The organism is Halalkalibacter hemicellulosilyticusJCM 9152, from assembly GCF_000513115.1.
GTDB lineage: Bacteria > Bacillota > Bacilli > Bacillales > Bacillaceae_D > Halalkalibacter > Halalkalibacter hemicellulosilyticus.
In genome coordinates, this window is record NZ_BAUU01000052.1 from 1 (window position 1) to 16,380 (window position 16,380).

Consider the following 16,380-nt stretch of genomic DNA (forward strand, 5'->3'; position numbering starts at 1 on the left):
CTTTCAAATCCGTGTGAGAATTCATGCGGATTTTTTGTGTTTTTTAAGTATTCGGATTTTATAGTGGAAAAATAGACACATCATTTCCTGTTATGATGTAGTCTATTACTTTATGTCAATTGATAGTACCGTATAATACAGCCTTGAAGGTTTTCATTAAAACACTTCTAATGAGTAGTTTCTACTATTCGTTCAATTTGCCAAATAAAATTGTTTATCGACGCTGTATCCCAAGTAATTTGTTAGATATCATATTTTAATTCCTACTGCTTACTTATTGGAGACATACAAATCCATATAAATTCTATGCTTAAAGCCTTTCATTTTTGAAAAACGTTCCTTTTTTCGCTCGAACTCTGTAAAACCGAATTTCTTATATAATCGATAAGCAACCTCATTTGTATCCACAACCTCTAGAATATAACGATAATAATCCTCATACTCTAATACGTAATTCATCAGAGCAGTTGAAACACCTTTACCTCTCGCTTTAACTGTGGTAGCAACGCATTCAATATAACCTGTATCATCTTGGTAAGACAATTTTTTATTAAACTCATCTTTCATAAAATGATAAGCGATACTCCCTTTCACATAGCCAAATGAGTGTCTCAAAATGGTTTTGTCAATTGTCAATGCTCGATTCTGGTTATCGGAACAAGCCAGAATTCCAACAATATCCCCTTCTAAAGTGGCAAAGTAAAAAACATCTGGACAGATCATTTTCCCAAACGCTTCAATTAACGTTTCTCGATTGTTTGAGAGAAACGTTAATTCTTTCTCGTATCCATCAACAAAAACGGCTGCAACCTCACGAGATACATCTTCTTTAAACCCTCTCATCGGTCTTACTTTAATTTCATAACTTTTCATTTAAATTCCTCCTTAATAGTTAACTGACCGTCCGTTTTATTAATATTTCTTTTAAAACCCCTTCTATTTTAAGGGGTAGTATTGGATATTCCTTTTAGAAAGATATCTATTGCATTCTCATACAGCATTAGAAATTGTTTATCAGAATAGCCAAAAAATTGTGTAATGCTTAAACCTGTGAGTGTACTGTATAAAATATAAGCTAAATCATCAGGTGATTGATTATTTTTAAATTCTTTACGGCAGATACCTTCGTTTATAATTTGATAAAAAATTTCATATTCTGGTTTTATTAAGTCAAATATCTTATTTCCCATCATTTTGTCGATATTCTCAGTGGCCATATATTCTGGAACTGTATGTGATAGAGGATTTTGCATGTCCGAAGCATAGTATTTTGCAAGCAGGTAAAGTTTCTCTGTTGAAGTTTCTACCTTATTCGCATGATCTGCCCATTTTATTCTCCAAACCTCTGAAGTTTTTTCTACTGTATATAGGAATAACTCTTCTTTGCTTTTAAAGTGATAATAGATGCTCCCTTTGCTTATCTTACTAAACTCACGAATATCTTCCATTGAAGTTCCAGCGTAACCTTTTTTTTCGAATATCATTTTTGCCTTTTCAGCAATTAGTTCCTTCGTTTTTTCGCCTTGCCCTCTTGGCCGAGCCATAAATTCTTCTCCTTTATTTGTTAATGATACTTTATTAACTGACCGTTCATTTTATTAATTGTAGAACAAGATAACTTTAAATTCAAGCCCCCTTTAATTAAATAATTGAATTTCTCTATTACAAATGGCCCGATGGCTGAACATAAGTTAAAAATGTCGCAGAAGGAAGTTAGGGGAGAATTCGAGGAAGGTGTCGGTGGATTCGAAGGAGGCGTTGGTTTCACTCGTAACGGCTCCGCACAACGCTTTTAAGAAAAGGCGCTATCGCGTTTTTCTTATCTTACAGTTATATTACATTCTTTTAACATTTAAATATTTTTATGAAAATAGGCGAAGTTTATGCTAGAATAATAGAGGTTATCGAAACTTGTCTTAAATATAGAACTTTTGACATACATGATAGGCGCTTACATTTTAATTTTATATGTTTAATAGGAGGTTTGGCATGAGTGAAGTTGAGGATAGTTTAATACATAAGTGCTATTCAAAGAGCATAAGTGGTTTACTTTTAACCTCATTGTTATGTGTATTCATGATGATGTATCTTTTGGTCGGAGCAACTACAGTTAAGGCGGAAGAATCACTTTCCATACAAACGATATACCACGTTTACGTTGATGATAAACATATTGGTTTTGTTAATGATGAAGAAGTAGTTGAAACGATTGTGCAAGAGAAGCTAGAAGAAGGTAAATCAGAGGATTTAGAAGTATCTTTACATATTAAAGAAGAGCTTGAAGTGATTCCAGAGTTTGTTTTCCATACACGTAGTCAGAATAAGAAAGTGACAGGCGTATTAGAAGAGGATTTGACAGTAGAAGCTAGTGCGATAGCGGTTGTCGTAGAGGGAGAGCCGGCTGTTTATGTTGCTTCTGAGGAAGAAGCGGATGAGCTTTTAAAGGAATATATCATTCAATATGTTTCTAAAGAGGATTATGAAGCGTTTTTAGACGTATTAGAGGAAGAAGAAATGGACACAAGCGATTTAGAAGTCGATGAACGTATGTACACTGACATTGACTTTAATAAAGAGGTCGAATTAGAAGAAGCCACAGTTGAACCGAATGATGTGCTTTCCTTAAAGGATGCTTTAACTTTATTGAAAAAAGGCGTACTTGAAGAGAAGGTTTACGAGGTTCAAGAGGGTGATGTGTTAGGCAGTATTGCCAATGATCATGATTTAACATTAAAGGAATTTCTAAGCTTGAATGAAGGTCTTGATGAGGATAGCTTAATTCAAATTGGTGACGAAATGAATGTGACAGCCTATGAATCAGTATTAGATGTCGTCACTGTACAAGTTCGTTTAACCGAAGAGTCGATTCCGTATGAAACAGAAGTGAAGGAAGACGATTCAATGTGGAAGGGTGAACAAGAGGTCACTCAAGAAGGTAAAGAGGGTATACAATTAATTGAGTACGAAATTACAGAAAGAAATGGCTCATTAATGAAGCGTGATGTGCTTTCTGAGGAAATAACAGAGGAGCCTGTTAATCGTATCGTTGTTAAAGGTACGAAGGAAACACCATCTCGTGGGTCAGGTCAGCTAGGCTGGCCAGCCGTTGGAGGATACATCTCTAGTTATCAAGGGAATCGTTGGGGTCGTTTCCACCGAGGAATTGATATTGCTCGTCCGAGTAACTATGATATTTTAGCTGCGGATAACGGAACAGTGACTCAAGCGAGTAGTCAAGGTGGATACGGGAATGTCGTTCGTATTGATCATAACAATGGCGTTGAAACGATGTATGCACATCTTGATTCGATTGATGTAAGTGTCGGTCAAACCGTTTCGAAGGGACAGAAAATCGGAGTCATGGGTCAAACCGGGAACTCTACAGGCATTCACTTACATTTTGAAGTGTATGAAGATGGAAACCTACGTGATCCAATGGATTATTTGAATCGTTAATTGAAGAAAAGGCGGGTTAAAAGAGAAGAATACTTTTAACTTGCCTTTTCTTTTTCTAAAAAATAGGAGTGGAGCATGAGGAAGAATTTGTCTTCCCTTTTTGATTTGCTTGTTAGGAAGGAAGGAGATAAAGTAAAAGGTAGAGAAGTATTACTAGTAAGCCTATTATCGATTAGAATAGTGGGGAAAAGTATAAAATTTTGGAAGTGAGAAGCGAGTCGGTTCAGCACGTTACAAATAAGAAAAGATTACGATAAGACATAGATGAACGAAATTGTTAAGAGATCGGAGAGAATGCAGATGGATAAACGAATTTTAGTAGTAGACGATGAAAAGCCAATAGCAGATATTTTGAAATTTAATTTAGAGAAGGAAGGGTTTGACGTTCTTTGTGCTTATGATGGTTTAGAAGCGATTAAACTTGTAAAAGAAGAGAATCCTGATTTGATTTTGTTAGATATTATGCTGCCTTATAAAGATGGTATGGATGTTTGTCGTGAGGTGCGGAAAGATTATGATATTCCGATCATCATGTTGACGGCAAAGGATTCAGAAATTGATAAGGTGCTTGGCTTGGAGCTTGGAGCAGATGATTATGTGACTAAGCCATTTAGTACGAGAGAGCTGCTGGCGCGCGTGAAGGCTAATCTACGCCGGCACAAGTCAAATGAGGAGACGCCAACACATAAGGAAATGTCGATTGGTGAGCTGTCGATTTATCCAGATTCTTATTTAGTGAAGCGGCGCGGCGAGACGATTGATTTAACACATCGTGAATTTGAATTGATTCATTATTTAGCGAAGCATCTTGATCAAGTGATGACTCGGGAGCATTTGCTACAAGCAGTGTGGGGGTATGATTATTTTGGGGATGTTCGTACAGTGGATGTAACGGTTCGCCGCTTACGTGAAAAGGTTGAGGATAATCCGAGCTACCCCATTTGGATTATGACAAGACGTGGTGTCGGCTATTACCTCGCTTCTCCGTCAGAGGAGCAATCGTAAATGAATGAGAAGGTCGGCTTTTTTAAGTCAATCCAGTTTAAGCTCATTATTATTTACGTCTTAATTATTTTCGTTGCTATGCAAGTAGTAGGTGTCTATTTCACCAATCAGCTTGAAAGTCAAATGTTAGAGAATCATTATGAGATGCTCGATGAACGTGCTAATTTACTTGCGTACAATATTGCACAGGAAATGGAAAGTCAGCATGAGGAGCGATCAGAGCTTATTTCCAATATTAATGTACTGCTGCGTGATATTTTCTCGATTGAGCATGCGGAAGTACAAGTCATTGATCAAAATAAGGTTGTCATAAGTACATCGAATTTAGCTAATCGACAAATTGTCGGACAGCAGACTACAGAGGTTCGTGTGAAGCGCGCTTTACTTGGGACACCAGATGAAGCCTTGCTTCGGGATCCTAGCAATGGGCAGCGTGTTCGCGTGTTTACCGTACCAATTAACATCGAAGAAGATACAGTTGGCGCTCTTTATATTGAAGCCTCCATTGAAGAGATTTATGATCAAACAAGACAAATTACGACGATTCTCATTAGTGGTGTGTTCATTGCGACCGTTATCTCGATTGTTTTATTTATTTTATTAGCACGAACGATTACTGCACCGATTATTGATATGCGAAGACAAGCCCTTCGTATGGGGCGTGGTGATTTTACGAATCAGGTTTCCGTTTATAGTGGTGATGAAATTGGGCAGCTGGCGATGTCCTTTAATGATCTAACGATGAAGCTACGTGATGCGACCGTAACTCGTGATCGTGAGCAGAAGCGGCTTAAATCGGTTTTAACCCATATGACAGATGGCGTGATGTCGACCGATCAAGACGGGAATATCATTTTAATGAACAAGCGTGCAGAGGAGCTGTTGTCGGTTACGAGTGAGCAGGCTGTCGGAAAATCGATTGTTGAACTTCTTCATTTAGAGGAACTGACCGTTGAGGATTTATATGAGCAGGTTGATTCGATCTTACTTGATTTTAGCTATGATGAGGAAGCGTTTTTGTTAGAAGCTAATTTCTCTGTTATTCAAGAAGAAAACGGGCCTGTCAATGGCTTAATTATTGTCTTACATGATGTAACGGAAGAAGAAAAGATCGAACAGGATCGACGTGAGTTTGTAGCAAATGTGTCTCATGAGCTACGAACACCATTAACAACGATGAAAAGCTATTTGGAGGCATTAGAGGATGGAGCGTTGGCAGATCCAGAGATTGCCCCCCGTTTTTTAAATGTGACTCAAAATGAAACCGATCGAATGATTCGACTCGTGAAGGACTTACTACAGCTTTCGAAAATTGATAGTGATGATTATCAGTTGAATCTAGAGACGGTTGAAATGAATCGGTATTTGGATGAGACGATTGAACGCTTTGAAATGATTGCATCAGATAAAAACATCGACTTTCATCGAAAGCTAAATAAAAAGTCAATTTATGCAAAAATTGATCGTGATAAAATGACACAAGTATTAGATAATATTATTTCGAATGCGATGAAGTATTCACCTGAGGGTGGGACAGTGAAAATCCGCTTGTTACTGCAAGGAAAGAATATTCGATTGAGTATTTCTGACCAAGGAATGGGTATTCCCCGGGAAAGTCAGACAAAAATCTTTGAACGCTTCTACCGTGTCGATAAAGCACGAGCAAGAAGTGTTGGTGGCACAGGGCTTGGATTGGCCATTGCTAAGGAACTCATTCAAGCGCATGGTGGACACATTTGGGCGCAGAGTGAATATGGAAAAGGGACGACGATATTTATTACTTTGCCTTATGCGAGTAAGGGGGCAAAATCATGAACAAGGAGCATATTAAATCCGCCATATTAATTATTCTTATCGGTATGAGTGTCATTCTATCTTGGAGTTTGTACACGTATCAGCCTGACATTGCGTTACTAGATGTGTCATCACGTTATGTATCCAATGAACTAATTGGGGAAGAGCGGAGCTTACAGGAAGTGATTCGACCTGATCAAATCGTCGTGCATGCTGATGGTGAGAAAGCGCTGATTCCGCGGGATCGTGAGGATTTTTACGCATTATTAGAAAAGGTGAGTCAGGCTAATTATGAGGCTGATCACGTATTTATGACTGAGCCGTATCCGCTTATGACAGAGCGAGGGGGAATTGAGCTCGTATTTCCTACCTCGATACCAGCGGAAATGTTCTTCGCTATGTTAACATTAGAGGATGATTATCAAACACCGATATCGGAAATTGATCGGGCTTTTCTTTATATTCATGATGTACACGATCAAGTGTATATGCAATTTTATTCTAGTGATGAGCGCAGAGTCGGCTCGTTGAAATCGAATATATCGGTTGGTGAATTTGAGCGATTATTTATTCAAAATCGTGATGAATACGTTACAGTACGTTCTTTAGAGGAGGAGCGAGCACAATCGTCATTAATGACGGAGCATGTGTATGTGACGACCGAGCCGATGATGGTTGATACGCTGTCTTATGGAGCGTCACCGATTTCAATTGATTTATTTAGACAATCGTTATTTACCGATCCGAGTGCGGTGAAGTATTACCAGCAGTCAGACGGTGAGGATTCGTATACAGACGGAAATCGAATGATTAACCTTCGTCATAATGGCACGTTTATGGAGTATGGTAATCCGATGTTCTCTGAGGTTCAGGAGCTGTCGAAGCATGTAGCCCAGGCTGGATATGAATTTATTAATGGGCATGGCGGCTGGACAGATGATTATATACTTACTAATTGGATGAGGCTAAATAATCGAGAAGAGGTTGAGTTCCGTTTACATATGAACGGACTCCCTGTCTTTAGTATTGATGGCCAAGATTTAATGAAGCTGTCAGCAACGAGGTCTGGGAATCAAATAGTTGCTTACTCAAGGCCGTTATTTGACCTTGATTCAGTTCCATTAAATACAACGCAAAGAGTTGAGTTGCCTTCTGGTGAAGATGTCGTTCGCTCGTTACAGCAGGATGACTACTATGAACGTCAACGAATCGCAAAGGTGAGCCTCGGCTATGAAATGGAAATGCGTAATCCGACATTTGTTACGTTGGAGCCCCATTGGTATGTGTTATACGGCAATCGTTGGCAACGAATTGAGACAAGCCAGGTCGAGGCAGTGAGCCAAGGGCAAACACTTGATGAAGAAGAGGAAGGAGCAGGTGACGACGATGGATTGGAATCGAACTAAAACGATTTTCATAGTGACGTTTCTGCTCCTGAATGTGTACTTAACATGGCAGCTCGTTGAAACGAATAATGCGAATCAAATGAGCTTAATTAAAGAAGTGACGATTCAAGAAATGCTTAGTGAAAACAATGTTACCATTGATGTCGAGCTTCCTGAGGTGGAAATCTTAAGCCCATTAATCGTTGGAAAGCACGTTCCATTTGAAGAGGATGAACTCATCACAAATGGTCAATTAATTGAAATGGGAGAGGAGCATGCGATTCAATCGGTTTTAGAGGAGCCTTTCTTCCTCTCGGAGGAGCAGTTCTTTGAGGATTTAATTCAGTTCTTATCTTCTTATGTGTTTAACGGTATGGATTATCGCTTTGGTGGGTATGAATCGGAGACTCAATCATTATATTTATACCAGGCTTACGAGGATTATACAGCCTATACATTCGATGATGAGCCGTTAAGGCTGTATTTAAATGATGATCGTGAAGTGGTATCATATGAACAGCGTTATTTTGAATTTGAAGAACAGCCAGATAATGAACCAGAGATGCTCTCGAGCTTAAAGGCGATTGAAAAGCTATGGAGTGATCAGCTAATTGGAATGAACGATACGATTACAGATGTTCAGTTTGGCTATTATAGCTTTTTTAGTCCAGCTGGTGACGTTCAAGTGTTTGCTCCAATGTGGAGAGTAACGGTTGAAGAGGAAATCTATTTAGTTCATGCGATTAATAGCTCCGTACAGCATCTGACGTAATAGAGGGGAACAAAAGGAGAAAGGAAGATTGGATGACGTTACGCTTTAGTGTTCTAGCTAGTGGTAGTACAGGCAATGCTGTTTATGTGGAAACCGAAACAGAGCGTTTGTTAATCGATGCTGGCTTAAGTGGAAAGAAGATGGACGAGCTCTTTACGACAATTGGGCGTGATCCAAAGGAATTGAATGGAATCGTTGTGAGTCACGAGCATAGTGATCATATAAAAGGAGTCGGGATTTTCGCGAGGAAGCATAAGCTCCCAATCTATGCAAACGAAAAAACATGGCAGGCAATGGATTCTCAGCTTGGCCAAATCGCAACAGAGCAAAAATTCATCTTCCATACAGGCGAAGTGAAGAGCTTCGGTGATCTGGATGTCGAGTCATTTGCGGTGTCACACGATGCGGCTGAGCCGATGTTCTTTGCTTTTCATCATGGCGGCAAGAAGCTTGTGCTTGCAACGGATATGGGCTATGTTAGTGAACGAATTAAAGGGACGATTGAAGGCGCAGATATGTTCATCTTTGAATCAAATCACGATATGAATATGCTGAGAATGGGCAAGTATCCGTGGAGTGTGAAAAGACGTATATTAAGTGATGTCGGTCACGTATCGAATGAGGATGCGGCTCTTGCCTTATCTGATGTTATACGCGATAATACGAAGCGCATTTACCTTGCGCACTTAAGCTTAGATAACAATATGAAGGATTTAGCCCGTCTTTCGGTCGAGCAAGTGTTAAAGGAGCAAGGAATGGCGGTTGGCGAGCAATTTGAGCTTTACGATACTGACCCGCATAAGCCGACGCCGCTTGCGGTTGTTTCATAGATGGTTTTTAAATGAGGGAGAGTAGCAGGCTGATATGAGAATTTGTCTTGTATCAGGCGTTTTATATATATCGTAAAGGGAATAGATGGATAACAACGAGTCTATATGAATTCGGATCCTCATGCCGCTAAAACAAAGAATATGCCTAATAGGAGAATGAAGAGGAATCCGTATGCCGTTAATTTGTAAAAAGGCAAAAAGGGTCGAAGCTCAAATCGCTGAATAAAGGAACGAAAATGCCAAAACGTGTTTAAAATGGTCATGTTGGAGCAAATAGCGGAATGACGTTCCACTTAATATGGTGTCTGTACATAACCAGTTACACAATGACTCATATTTATATGGTAAATATGAAACAACCGTCAAAAATATCCTAAAAGTAAGCGAAGTTCTAGTATTTTATTCACACCTCCTTATAATAATAAGTATAAGGTGTTTTTTGTCTAAAGCAGGTGAGCCTGCTATAGGAAATAATAGAATAAAGTTGAAAGGGGTTAGTTGATTATGGGGTATTATGATGATCACGTAACGGAGATGCAACGCCAAAAGCCGCCAGCACCTAAGCGTGGCAGTTCGTTGTTGATGGCTTTTTTTGGTGCGGTCGTTGGTGGACTTATTGTCTTATTAGCGATTCCAACTCTAGCGAATGTCGGATATCTTTCATTCCTAGATTCGGCTGATGAACAATCGGGATTGATAGAGAGTGGAGAGCAAGCTGACGATTCGTTGCGGACCGTGAATGTCGATGTTAATTCAGATGTGACGAATGCGGTTGACAAGGTTTCAGATGCGGTCGTCGGTATTATCGTTGATACGAGACAGGCGAGCTTCTTTGAGCAAGGATCTACTGAGGAGGGTACGGGCTCAGGAGTGATTTATAAGAAAGCAGGAGATCGAGCCTTTGTCGTGACCAACCACCATGTGATAGAAAATGCACGAGAAATTGAAGTGAGCTTAACGGATGGCACGCGAGTCCCAGCAGAGCTATTAGGGAGTGATGTCATTACCGATCTAGCCGTCCTTGAAATAGATGGGAGCGACGTTGATACGGTTGCTGAGTTTGGAGATTCACGCTTGCTACGTGTCGGTGAACCAGCGATTGCGATTGGAAACCCACTCGGTCTCCGATTCTCTAGTACGGTGACGCAAGGAATTATTAGTGCAACAGAACGAAGCATTCCGGTTGATTTAACTGGAAATGGTCAAGTTGATTGGTATGCGGAGGTCATGCAAACCGATGCAGCGATTAATCCTGGTAATAGTGGTGGAGCACTGATTAATATTGAAGGTCAAGTGATTGGGATTAATTCGATGAAAATCGCTCAGAGTGCCGTAGAAGGAATTGGCTTTGCGATCCCAACAGAAATAGCGATTCCTGTTATTGAGGATCTTGAGCGTTTAGGTGAAGTACAACGTCCGCAATTGGGTGTCGGTATTCGCTCATTAAGCGAAATTGCGAGCTATCATTGGCAAGAAACATTAAACCTACCAGAACGCGTTACAGCTGGTGTTGTCATTACGAGTATTTCACCAGGAAGCCCAGCCGATCGAGCAGACTTCCAGGAATATGACGTGATTGTTGAAATTGAAGGTGAGGAAATCAACGACGGTCATGATCTCCGTAAATATTTATACACAGAAACGAACATCGGAGAAGAAATTGTCGTCACGATTTACCGCGACGGCGAACGTCGAGAGGTCAATGTACAGCTTAGCGAACAGCAAAGCTTTTAATTATAGATAAGAGAAGCTATTTATGAGAGGTCATCCTCTTGTGGATAGCTTTTCTTTATGGAGATAAGTGTTTGATTCAAGGGTCGCATCATTCCAAGCTAAACGCAAAGTGCTTCGAGGTTGAATAAATAGAATTCATCCACAAGCGAATTGTGGGTATGATATAATGAAAAAATGTGAAAGGATGTTGCCTTGATGTATTACGCGTGTGAAGAACATATTGAACTAGCACTAGATATAGTAGTCGATGAAACAGAGCATCCGCCAATCGTCGACAAAATCGAACAGAACGAAAAACTGTCCACAACATGTAGTTTTTGCAAAAACGAACCGATTTACACGATAAAATAAGCAAATCCACATGTTGATATGTGGATAAAACCTGTGGACAAATAATAAAAAGGTTGTGAACAATGTGAATATCTCGATTATCACAGTCGGGAAGCTCAAAGAAAAATATTTAAAGCAAGGCATCGCCGAATACGAAAAACGCCTCGCTCCTACGCCAAAATCGACATCATCGAAGTCCCCGACGAAAAAGCCCCTGAACAATTAAGCGAAACCGAAATGCAGCAGGTCAAACAAAAAGAAGGCGAACGCATCCTCGCCAAGACCCATCCAGACGCCCACGTCATCGCCCTCGCGATCGAAGGCAAGATGCTCACATCTGAACAACTCGCCGAAAATCTTGATAAGCTTGCGACCTATGGCAAAAGCAAGATCACCTTCATCATCGGTGGATCACTTGGCTTAAGTGATGAAGTTATGAAACGCGCGAATGAAGCGCTGTCATTTTCGAAGATGACGTTTCCGCATCAGTTGATGAGGTTGGTGTTGGTGGAGCAGGTGTATCGGGCGTTTCGGATCGTGCGGGGGGAACCGTACCATAAATAGTGGTAAAGCGGAGGGTCGAGATAACATTGGAAAATGAAATATTGAAAACCCTATTATAGTATTATGAATAAGTTTACTCAATGTTGTTAACAAAAGGTATATATTTTATTCTTAGTGCTTATTGAGAGACAGGTTAAATAACTTGTCTTTTTTGTTTTACAATTAACAAAAGATTATTTGGTCAATCTTTGTAATAACATGTTTACTATAACCAACATAAATAATTATGAATAACAATACCATAATTTTGTAATGCTAACTGTAAACTAACATTTTGAGAGGATATTATGTACATAAATAAAAACTTATCTGTACATGTCAAAGATCGATTAGATTATTGTGATGACTTAGTAATTAGGACATTTCCAGAGTTGAAAATTGAGGTATTATATTTTGGTCATCTAGTAGGGGAAGAAGAGTTGAAAAATAACATTTTACAACCTTTTTCAAATACAAATGATGAGGAAGTAAAAATTATATTAAGAAGAAAACAATATCAACAAGAAGAAGATATTAATTTAATGGTTAAGGGAGTACTTGAAGGAAAAGCATTAATAATATACCAAAATTCACTTGCGTATGCAGTGGATATTTATGTTCCTAAAACAAGAAGTGTTACTCCAGCAGAAATTGAAACAGTAATTGTAGGATCCAAAGAAGCCTTTATAGAAGATATTGGAACTAACTTGTCTATGATTAGGAGAAGGATTAAATCAGACTATTTAAAAGTTCTTAGTTATAACATAGGTACCATCACACAAACGAAAATGTATTTGTTATATATTGAGGGGGTTACTTCTCCTATATTAGTTAAAGGATTGCAAGAAAAGATCAATAACATTGATACAAAAGGAGTTAATGACTTAAATCAAATTATACAGTATTTAGACAAGAAGCCGTTATCTGTTTTTCCGCAGTATTTTACGACGGAGAGACCAGATGTCTCGACATCTAAGTTACTTGAGGGCAGAGTTCTTTGTTTAATGGATGGCAGTCCCTACTCATTATCAACCCCAACAAATTTCTTTGAATTCTTTCAATCGCCAGATGATTATAATCAACGGTGGTTACTTGGTACTTTATCTAGGTTATTAAGATTTGCTGCACTATTTATAACATTATTCGCTTCCGCTTTATATGTAGCAGTGTCAATGTTTCATTATGAGATTATCCCTGTTCAATTACTTCATGAGTATATTCAATCAAGAAGTAAAGTACCATTTAATCCAGTAATTGAGGCATTAATTATTGAAGGTATTATTGAATTGTTAAGAGAAGCAGGAGCAAGACTGCCTTCTAAAATTGGACAAACAATTGGCATAGTTGGGGGAATAGTAATTGGTACCGCGGCAGTAGAGGCTGGTTTTACAAGCAATGTTCTAATTATTGTAGTTTCTGTATCTGCCATATCATCTTTTGTAGTACCACATATCATAATGACAGCATCTTTAAGAATTACTCGATTTTTCTTTATTATTCTTGCATCCATTTTTGGGTTTTTTGGGATCATTTTTGGATTTACTATTATAGTGATTCACCTCTGCAGGTTAAAGAATTTAGGGGAGTATTATTTAAAGCCTATATCCCCACTATCTTTGAAGGATATAAAAGATACCATCATTCGTGCTCCTTATCAGTTTTTTAGGAAATAGGTGAAGGAGGGAGCCTTATATGCAAACTGAAAAATTGAAACCGTTCTATCTCTTTTTTATTACTTATATGACTCAAACAGGTATAGTGCTCTTTATGTTACCTAACATGATAGCCAATTATTTTGGATATAATGGTTGGTTAATGATTATACCCATTTCAGTTTTTGCTATGATTCAAATTGGATTAATTGCTGGAATTTATTATTTTAATAAAGGAAGTTCAATTTTTCAAACAATCGAGACTTCTTTTTCAAAGGTGAATATTATTGCCAAACCTTTGTATCTTTGTTTGAGTATATTTTGGTCCGTTCTTTCCATTACAGTTGCAAAACAATATGTACATGTTATGAAGTTTTTATACTTTCCACAAACAAATTTACAATGGTTTGTACTGTTAACATTAATTCTTACGTACTACCTTGTGACAAGTGGAATCGTAACAATTGCTCACGTCTCTACATTGTTTTTCTTCTTATCAGCACCAATGATATTCCTTTTAATTTATTTTGTTCCCGATTTCTCTTTTTTGCAATTTTCTACCTTTGTTTTTAATGAACATAATGACTTTTATGGAGGCATGATAGAGGTATATACAGCATTTCTAGGGTTTGAAGTAACACTATTCCTGTTTCCTTACATAAAAAAAGAGAAAAAGGTTTTTAAATACGTGTTTTTGGGGCACCTGTATACCACATTACTATATTTGAGTGTAACAATTTTTTGTTACGGGTTTAATAGTTTCCAACAATTAAATTATCAAGTTTATCCCGTAATAAATTTATTGCAGTATATAGAATTTGACTTTATTGAACGATTGGACTCCGTATTTTTTATATTATTTTATTTGAAGTTAATAATTACTATAACGATGTATATATGGATTAGTTTAGTTACGTTTAAAAGAGTTGTTAAGTGGAGTGCTCAACGTAGTGCTTTTGTATTATTGGTAGTTGGATACTTAGTGACATTACCATTTGTCACCAAAAATGAACTTACTTCTTTGTTATTTTTATTAGCAAAAGTTCAAATACTAATATCCATTTTCTTACCACTGTTAGTATTGACAATTATATTTTTAAAAAGAAGGAGAAAACATGTCTAGAATCTTACTAATTATTCTAATATTGTTGTTACTACCGGGGTGTAGGGACCAAAAAATTGTAGAAGAGTTAGGGTTTATTCATACAATAGGTTATGAGTTAATTGAAGAAGGAGAAAATTCAGGGAAACTTGAAGTGACAATATCTCTACCAGTAGCAGAAACCCTAAAACAACAGACAATCACTACAGTGGTTGAAACTACGAAGGAATCAAGAATATTTTTAAGTAAAAAAACAGATAAAAATTTAGTTTTCGGGCAAGTTCGAAGTATTTTAATTGGAGAGAAACTAGCAGAAAAGGGAGTATGGGATTTAATTGACACATTTTATCGAGACCCTGTTTTAAGACCTACAGAAAAACTGTCAATAGTAAAAAGCAATCCAAAACAATTATTATCAAAGGACTATCCAGAATATAAAATGGTTGACACTGTAATCGAAAATCTTCTAAAAAAAGAAGCAAGGTTAAATACAATTCCTGAAATGGATATACATAAATTTGCAAAAGATTACCTAGACGATGCTATTGATCCTATTGCTCCTATTATTTTACAATCGGAAGACGGAATAATGTCGGACGGAATAGGGTTATTTAGTGGTGACCAGTTAAAAACAACCATACCAGCCATACAAGCAAGAATCTTTTTTTTACTAACTGGAGAGTTTAAAGAAGGTGATTTATTAATTAAAAACGAAGAAGAAAAAGTATTATTTAGTTTTTTAACGAATAAAAGAAGTATAGATGTTACACTAGGAGATAAAGAAGAAATAGATGTGAAGTTGTCCATTGATTTTAAAGGCTTCTTACTGGAATACCAAGGAAATAAAGACATCACTAATGAAAAAGAAATAGAAGCATTAGAGAATTACATTCAAGAAAATATTGAAAATCAAATACGAGATATATTGGAAACTATGAAGGAACATCAAATAGATAACCTCGGTTTAGGAAAGTATATAAAACAAAAAATGGATTATCAAACATGGAAAAACTTGGACTGGCCCAAGACAATTGACAGGGTGAATGTTACCCCTAGTGTTACCGTTAAAATAATTGATACCGGGATGGTTAAATAAAAAAACTTGCTGAGTATTTATCATGGCTTTAATGAATAGTATTTAAGTATGACTTAGTTTATGCAAAGGAGGGCATCATGGCTGTAATAAAGGCAAGTTATAATGATAAAAGACTTCTAGCAAGACTTATCCGTGCGGAAGCAGAAGGTGAAGGGGAGCAAGGAATGTTATTAGTCGCCAATGTTTGTGTAAATAGAGTACGAGTAAGGTGTTTAGATTTTGTTGATATTAATTCTGTAGAACGAATGGTTTGGCAGTCCCCTGGAGGATTTGAAGCCGTACACCATCCATACTTTTATCAAAGGGCAAGAGAAAAAGAAATCAGATTAGCAGAACGAATAATTAATGGTGAAAGACATCATCCAGCAGAACGAGCACTATGGTTTGAATGGCACTTGCCCTGCCCAGTGGTGGAATCAGTGGAACAGTGGCCGATATAAACTTCATTGCTTCTACTCACCTGTTGAATCCGAATGTCCAGATGTATATAGGGTTTATTGAATATAACAATAATCTCTAAGAAAATTGTAAAAAACTATAAACAAAAGAAACTTAAGCTTGCTTAAGTTTCTTTTGTTTATTTTTCTACTCTTTGTGTAAATGAATTTTTTGTCCAGATGATATTATTAAATAAAATTTAAATTAATATATAATGGAAATTATAGATGTAAAAAATTGTAG

The 16,380-nt window shown here is 37.5% G+C and carries 14 protein-coding genes and 1 pseudogene; 13 read left to right on the forward strand and 2 right to left on the reverse strand.

Features of this window, described 5'->3' with window-relative positions; translation table 11 throughout:
- Positions 1-270 precede the first annotated feature (270 nt).
- Positions 271-873 carry a GNAT family N-acetyltransferase gene (locus JCM9152_RS19830; protein ID WP_035347324.1) on the reverse strand — a complete coding sequence of 201 codons (603 nt, stop codon included), beginning with the start codon at positions 871-873 and terminating at the stop codon, positions 271-273.
- Positions 874-941: 68 nt separating this feature from the next.
- Positions 942-1,544: a TetR/AcrR family transcriptional regulator gene (locus tag JCM9152_RS19835; protein WP_035347328.1), complete on the reverse strand. Its 603-nt coding sequence runs from the start codon at positions 1,542-1,544 to the stop codon at positions 942-944.
- Positions 1,545-1,989: 445 nt separating this feature from the next.
- On the opposite strand from JCM9152_RS19835, the gene JCM9152_RS19840 reads away from it, so the two are divergent.
- From JCM9152_RS19840 to JCM9152_RS19895, 13 genes and pseudogenes are all read left to right on the forward strand, one after another.
- Positions 1,990-3,456 (forward strand): M23 family metallopeptidase, encoded by a 1,467-nt coding sequence (locus JCM9152_RS19840; RefSeq protein WP_052016226.1) that lies wholly within the window; start codon positions 1,990-1,992, stop codon positions 3,454-3,456.
- A gap of 300 nt (positions 3,457-3,756) precedes the next feature.
- Positions 3,757-4,461: a response regulator YycF gene (yycF, locus tag JCM9152_RS19845; RefSeq protein ID WP_035347344.1), complete on the forward strand. Its 705-nt coding sequence runs from the start codon at positions 3,757-3,759 to the stop codon at positions 4,459-4,461.
- Complete coding sequence (gene walK / locus JCM9152_RS19850; RefSeq protein WP_035347330.1) at positions 4,462-6,276, forward strand: cell wall metabolism sensor histidine kinase WalK; 1,815 nt, start codon at positions 4,462-4,464, stop codon at positions 6,274-6,276.
- Entirely contained in the window at positions 6,273-7,661 is a 1,389-nt protein-coding gene (locus JCM9152_RS19855; RefSeq protein ID WP_035347331.1) for a YycH family regulatory protein, read from the forward strand. Before walK ends, JCM9152_RS19855 begins: the two co-directional genes overlap by 4 nt.
- On the forward strand, positions 7,642-8,412 hold the full coding sequence (locus tag JCM9152_RS19860) for a two-component system regulatory protein YycI (RefSeq protein WP_035347332.1): 771 nt from the start codon (positions 7,642-7,644) through the stop codon (positions 8,410-8,412). Before JCM9152_RS19855 ends, JCM9152_RS19860 begins: the two co-directional genes overlap by 20 nt.
- Before the next feature lie 32 nt (positions 8,413-8,444).
- Positions 8,445-9,242 carry an MBL fold metallo-hydrolase gene (locus tag JCM9152_RS19865; protein ID WP_035347333.1) on the forward strand — a complete coding sequence of 266 codons (798 nt, stop codon included), beginning with the start codon at positions 8,445-8,447 and terminating at the stop codon, positions 9,240-9,242.
- A 504-nt stretch (positions 9,243-9,746) separates the two neighbouring features.
- A complete protein-coding gene (locus JCM9152_RS19870; RefSeq protein ID WP_035347335.1) occupies positions 9,747-10,976 on the forward strand; it encodes a S1C family serine protease in 1,230 nt (409 codons plus the stop codon).
- Between the two features lie 195 nt (positions 10,977-11,171).
- Positions 11,172-11,327 (forward strand): CxxH/CxxC protein, encoded by a 156-nt coding sequence (locus tag JCM9152_RS22180; RefSeq protein ID WP_081728158.1) that lies wholly within the window; start codon positions 11,172-11,174, stop codon positions 11,325-11,327.
- 105 nt (positions 11,328-11,432) lie between these two features.
- A complete protein-coding gene (gene rlmH, locus JCM9152_RS19875; RefSeq protein WP_235715781.1) occupies positions 11,433-11,870 on the forward strand; it encodes a 23S rRNA (pseudouridine(1915)-N(3))-methyltransferase RlmH in 438 nt (145 codons plus the stop codon).
- 287 nt (positions 11,871-12,157) lie between these two features.
- The gene (locus tag JCM9152_RS19880) at positions 12,158-13,522 is read left to right on the forward strand and encodes a spore germination protein (RefSeq protein ID WP_052016228.1); all 1,365 of its coding nucleotides are present in this window, start codon (positions 12,158-12,160) and stop codon (positions 13,520-13,522) included.
- Between the two features lie 19 nt (positions 13,523-13,541).
- Positions 13,542-14,624, forward strand: a complete 1,083-nt coding sequence (locus tag JCM9152_RS19885; protein ID WP_035347338.1) for a GerAB/ArcD/ProY family transporter — start codon at positions 13,542-13,544, stop codon at positions 14,622-14,624.
- Positions 14,617-15,699: a Ger(x)C family spore germination protein gene (locus tag JCM9152_RS19890; RefSeq protein ID WP_035347340.1), complete on the forward strand. Its 1,083-nt coding sequence runs from the start codon at positions 14,617-14,619 to the stop codon at positions 15,697-15,699. Before JCM9152_RS19885 ends, JCM9152_RS19890 begins: the two co-directional genes overlap by 8 nt.
- A gap of 77 nt (positions 15,700-15,776) precedes the next feature.
- Positions 15,777-16,200 (forward strand): annotated as a pseudogene (locus JCM9152_RS19895) (cell wall hydrolase).
- The last annotated feature ends 180 nt before the right edge of the window (positions 16,201-16,380 follow it).